General features: G+C 71.9%; 4 protein-coding genes. 3 read left to right on the forward strand and 1 reads right to left on the reverse strand.

Going from position 1 to position 4,190, the window contains the following annotated elements; translation table 11 throughout:
• Nucleotides 1-678 (forward strand): hypothetical protein (locus ACJA3G_RS31585; protein WP_406556470.1); only part of this gene is annotated, 678 nt, incomplete at its 5' end.
• 43 nt (nucleotides 679-721) lie between these two features.
• On the opposite strand, the gene ACJA3G_RS31590 is transcribed toward ACJA3G_RS31585, so the two are convergent.
• Nucleotides 722-2,059 carry an ABC transporter substrate-binding protein gene (locus ACJA3G_RS31590; protein WP_406556471.1) on the reverse strand — a complete coding sequence of 446 codons (1,338 nt, stop codon included), beginning with the start codon at nucleotides 2,057-2,059 and terminating at the stop codon, nucleotides 722-724.
• Between the two features lie 216 nt (nucleotides 2,060-2,275).
• Between ACJA3G_RS31590 and ACJA3G_RS31595 the strand changes: the two genes are divergently transcribed.
• Complete coding sequence (locus tag ACJA3G_RS31595; RefSeq protein WP_406556472.1) at nucleotides 2,276-2,722, forward strand: SCO4402 family protein; 447 nt, start codon at nucleotides 2,276-2,278, stop codon at nucleotides 2,720-2,722.
• Between the two features lie 85 nt (nucleotides 2,723-2,807).
• Complete coding sequence (purU, locus tag ACJA3G_RS31600; protein WP_358833832.1) at nucleotides 2,808-3,659, forward strand: formyltetrahydrofolate deformylase; 852 nt, start codon at nucleotides 2,808-2,810, stop codon at nucleotides 3,657-3,659.
• Nucleotides 3,660-4,190: the final 531 nt, after the last annotated feature.

A 4,190-nucleotide genomic window follows, 5' to 3' on the forward strand; every position in this document is an offset into this window, starting at 1 on the left:
GCCCCGTACGACGCGTACGACTCGTACGACGAAGAGCCCCGCCGCCGCTCCCGCCTCGGCGTGATCGCCGCCGTCGGCGTCGGCCTCGCGGTCGTGGGTTTGGGCGCCGGGTATCTGATCAGCGGTGGCGGTGGCGGTGGCGGCGCGAAGAAGGACGACAACGCGCCCATCGCCGCGACCACCCCGACCACCGGCGGCGACGACGGCAAGGCCGCCGCCGACCCCGCCAAGGCGCAGGCCGTCGAGCTCGACAAGCTGCTCGCGGACAGCAACAACAGCCGGGACGCCGTCATCGGCGCCGTCGCCGGGATCCGCGGCTGCGACAAGCTGGACACCGCCGCCTCGACCCTGCGCGACGCGGCCCGCCAGCGCGGCGAGCTGGTCACCCGGCTCCAGAAGATCGCCGTGGACAAGCTGCCCGACAACGCCAAGCTGACCGCCGAGCTCACCAAGGCGTGGCAGGCATCGGCGTCCGCCGACAACCACTACGCGGCCTGGGCCGACCAGACCGGCAAGGACAAGGGCTGCAAGCACGGCCACGCCCGCCGTACGCCCGAGGCCGCCCAGGGCGACCGCGCCAGCGGCGAGGCCACCCTCGCCAAGAAGCAGGCGGCGGGGCTGTGGAACGCCATCGCGGGCAAGTACGGCCTGACCAAGCGGTCCTCGACCCAGCTCTGACCGGCTCCGGCCGGTACCGGAACCGGCTCGCGGCCGGGGCGCGTCAGCCCAGGGCCGACGCGTCCTCCAGCGTCCGGCTCACGTCCGTGAACCCGCGCTGCGCCGCCGTGAGCCGCCCCGCCTTCACCACCTGGAACGTCACGTCCCGGTTGACGATCCGGGGGAAGTCCGGCGCCGCGAGCATGTCCTCGAACTTCCACCGCAGCGTCGGCGTCAGCCCGCCGGTCTCCACGCTGACGCCCCGGTTGAGCGCGCGGACGAGGTCGTGCGCGGCCACGTCGTTCTCGTCGAGCGACTCGACGGCCTTCTTCAGGACGGTGTACGCGATCCAGGTCGTCTGCACCCCCGCGTCCGCCGCGTCGACGGACTCGTCCCGGAACGCCTGTTCCCGGATGACCTGCTTCATCGGATCCCAGCGCGGATCGCCCGCCTCCGGGTACCAGCCGGTGATGTACGCGCCCTCGAACGGGCCGTCCGCGCCGCCGGTGCGGTCGACCAGCGGCTGCCCGACCGAGCCGAGCACCGAGGCGATCTGCACCTTCTGGCCGTCGTTCTCGACGCGCCGGAAGGAGTCGAAGAACGTCTCGGTCCGGGCGCCCAGGACGGCGGTGACGCACCCCTTGCGGGCCCGCTCGGCCGCCGCCTTCGCGCCGATCCTCCCCGGCAGCCCCGGGTCCGCCCCGGCCCGTACGAGCGCCTCCTGGGCCTGCGGGGTGTAGTCGCCCGCGTCCTCGGCGGTACGGATGTCGGCGGACGGCCTGCGGCGGCCGGCGGTCAGCCCGGAGTCGAGCAGGACGGGCAGGATGTCGCCGGAGACGGTGTCCGGCCGTACCAGCGCGACCTTCTCGCACCACACCGCGAGCTGTTTGCCGGTGCCGGCGAGCAGGGTGGCCTGGCCGCCGTTGACGGGGTAGGAGAGCGCGCTGGTGAACTCCTCGTCGGAGACGCCGTACCCGCCGATGTACGGGATGCCGGCGGCCTCCAGGGGGGCCATGAAGGCGCGGCCGTGCTGGCTGTAGGAGCCGACGACGGCCACCGCGTTCTCCTTGACCGCGCGCCGGGCGCACTCGGCGGCGCCGGTGGCGGTGTTGTGCTCGTCGCAGGTGAGGACCTGGAGCTTGTGGCCGTCGATGCCGCCGTGCGCGTTGACCCAGCGCGCGTACGCCTGTGCCATGGACGGCATTCCGGGCATATTGGTCGCACGGGTCTGGTCCGGTGCCCAGGTCATGACCGTGACGGGCTCCCTGGATCCCCCCGTGGTCCCAGGGAGCACGCCACAGCCGGTCACCAGCGAGGCTCCGACCGCCGTACACGCGGCGACCAGGGCGGCCATCGCGGGGTGGAAGGGGCGGGGGGAGGAGGAGCTGCGCCATCCGGTCATGTCCCTGCACAATTCCGCCTCATGGGTAACGGCAGAGTGAGCGTTTCTCAACACAGGGTGACGCGCTGGTGAATTACCCGGGCGCCTGGGGCTCGCACGGGCCCGGCCGGGGTCCGGTCGGGGGCCCGGAGAGGGCCGGGAAGAGATGAACGTACGATCGACCGCGTGCAGCAAGGTTCAGCCAGCTCTTCCCGTCGCGGCCGTCGCTCCTCCACCATGGGCGGCATGCCGTTGAATGACATGCCCTGGTGGCGCTGGCGCGCGAACGTGCGGTCCGCGCTGCACATGCTCTCCGACGACGCCTTCCAGCAGGAGGTGTGGCTGGCCGGGCGGGAGGGGTACGGGGACATCACCGACGCCGTCTACCGGCTGGTGGAGGACACCTGGCTGGACAACTGGTCGGCCGAGAAGTACGTCGGCACGGTCTTCCGGGACTCCGGCGAGGCCGCGCTGGTGGACGTCGCCGTGCTGCGGGTGCTGCGGATCATGCACCAGGTCGGCGCGGACGCCCCGGTCTCGGCGTTCCTCGCCCACCACGGGTGGCCGGAGGCGGTACGGGCGGCGCGCGAGGCGCACGTACGGCTGGCGGCGAACGACGGGGACGATCCGGACGCGCAGCCGCGCTCCCTGGAGGTCCTGCGGATCCTGACGCGCTCGGCGTAGCCGTCAAGGGGAAGCGCAGGGGTCGCGGGGGTCCGCATCCTGAGCCGGGCCCGGGGGCCGGGTCGGTTTGTGGCATCCTGCCTGGATGACTGACCAGTACGTCCTCACGCTCTCCTGCCCGGACAAACAGGGCATCGTGCACGCCGTGTCGAGCTATCTCTTCATCACCGGCTGCAATATCGAGGACAGTCAGCAGTTCGGGGACCGCGACACCGGTCTCTTCTTCATGCGGGTCCACTTCTCGGCCGAGGCGCCGGTGACGGTGGAGAAGCTGCGGGCCAGCTTCGCCGCCGTGGGCGACTCCTTCCAGATGGACTGGCAGATCCACCGCGCGGACGAGCGCATGCGGATCGTGCTCATGGTGTCGAAGTTCGGCCACTGCCTCAACGACCTGCTCTTCCGCTCGAAGATCGGCGCGCTGCCGGTGGAGATCGCGGCGGTGGTCTCCAACCACACGGACTTCGCGGAGCTGGTCGCCTCGTACGGCATCCCCTTCCGGCACATCCCCGTGACGAAGGAGACGAAGGCGGCGGCGGAGGCGGAGCTGCTGACGCTGGTGCGGGAGGAGGGCGTCGAGCTCGTCGTGCTCGCCCGCTATATGCAGGTGCTCTCCGACGACCTGTGCAAGCAGCTGAGCGGCCGGATCATCAACATCCACCACTCGTTCCTGCCGAGCTTCAAGGGCGCGAAGCCGTACCACCAGGCGCACGCCCGGGGCGTGAAGCTGATCGGGGCGACCGCGCACTATGTGACGGCGGACCTCGACGAGGGCCCGATCATCGAGCAGGAGGTCGAACGGGTGGGGCACGAGGTCACGCCGGACCAGCTGGTGGCGGTCGGGCGGGACGTGGAGTGCCAGGCGCTGGCGCGGGCGGTGAAGTGGCATGCGGAGCGGAGGATTCTGCTGAACGGCCGCCGCACGGTGGTCTTCGCGTAACCCCATCCGGGGGCGCACCCCCGGCCCCCTGCGCCCCGTGGGGGCTTTTCCGGCCGACGGTTCGCTGTGGCTGAGCGCGCAGTTCCCCGCGCCCCTTCAGGGCCCGGTGGTTGTCTGCGGCCCGGTGGGTGGCTGGTCGCGCAGTTCCCCGCGCCCCTGGATGTCTCGGGCCGAGCTGGATTCTCCGGCTGCGGTGGAGTACCTCAGGGGCGCGGGGAACTGCGCGAGCAACCCGGCACGGTCCGCAGCCGAAAGAGGGATGTCTCGGGCTGAGCTGGGTTCTCCGGTTGCGGCGGAGTGCCTCAGGGGCGCGGGGAACTGCGCGAGCAACCCCCACCGGCCCGCAGACGAACCCCTGGCCGAATAGGGGCGCGGGGAACTGCGCGACCAGCCACCCACCGGGCCGCAGACAACCACCGGGCCCTGAAGGGGCGCGGGGAACTGCGCGCTCAGCCACAGCGAACCGTCGGCCGGAAAAGCCCCCACGGGGCGCAGGGGGCCGGGGGTGCGCCCCCGGATGGGGTTACGCGA

Origin of the sequence: Streptomyces sp. YS-3, from assembly GCF_045257485.1 — a bacterium.
Taxonomy (GTDB): domain Bacteria; phylum Actinomycetota; class Actinomycetes; order Streptomycetales; family Streptomycetaceae; genus Streptomyces.

What these genes read in the sequence shown, in the direction of transcription:
- ACJA3G_RS31590 (WP_406556471.1), bottom strand. Translation starts at nt 2,059, where the DNA reads ATGACCGGATGGCGCAGCTCCTCCTCCCCCCGCCCCTTCCACCCCGCG.
- ACJA3G_RS31595 (WP_406556472.1), top strand. Translation starts at nt 2,276, where the DNA reads ATGGGCGGCATGCCGTTGAATGACATGCCCTGGTGGCGCTGGCGCGCG.
- purU (WP_358833832.1), top strand. Translation starts at nt 2,808, where the DNA reads ATGACTGACCAGTACGTCCTCACGCTCTCCTGCCCGGACAAACAGGGC.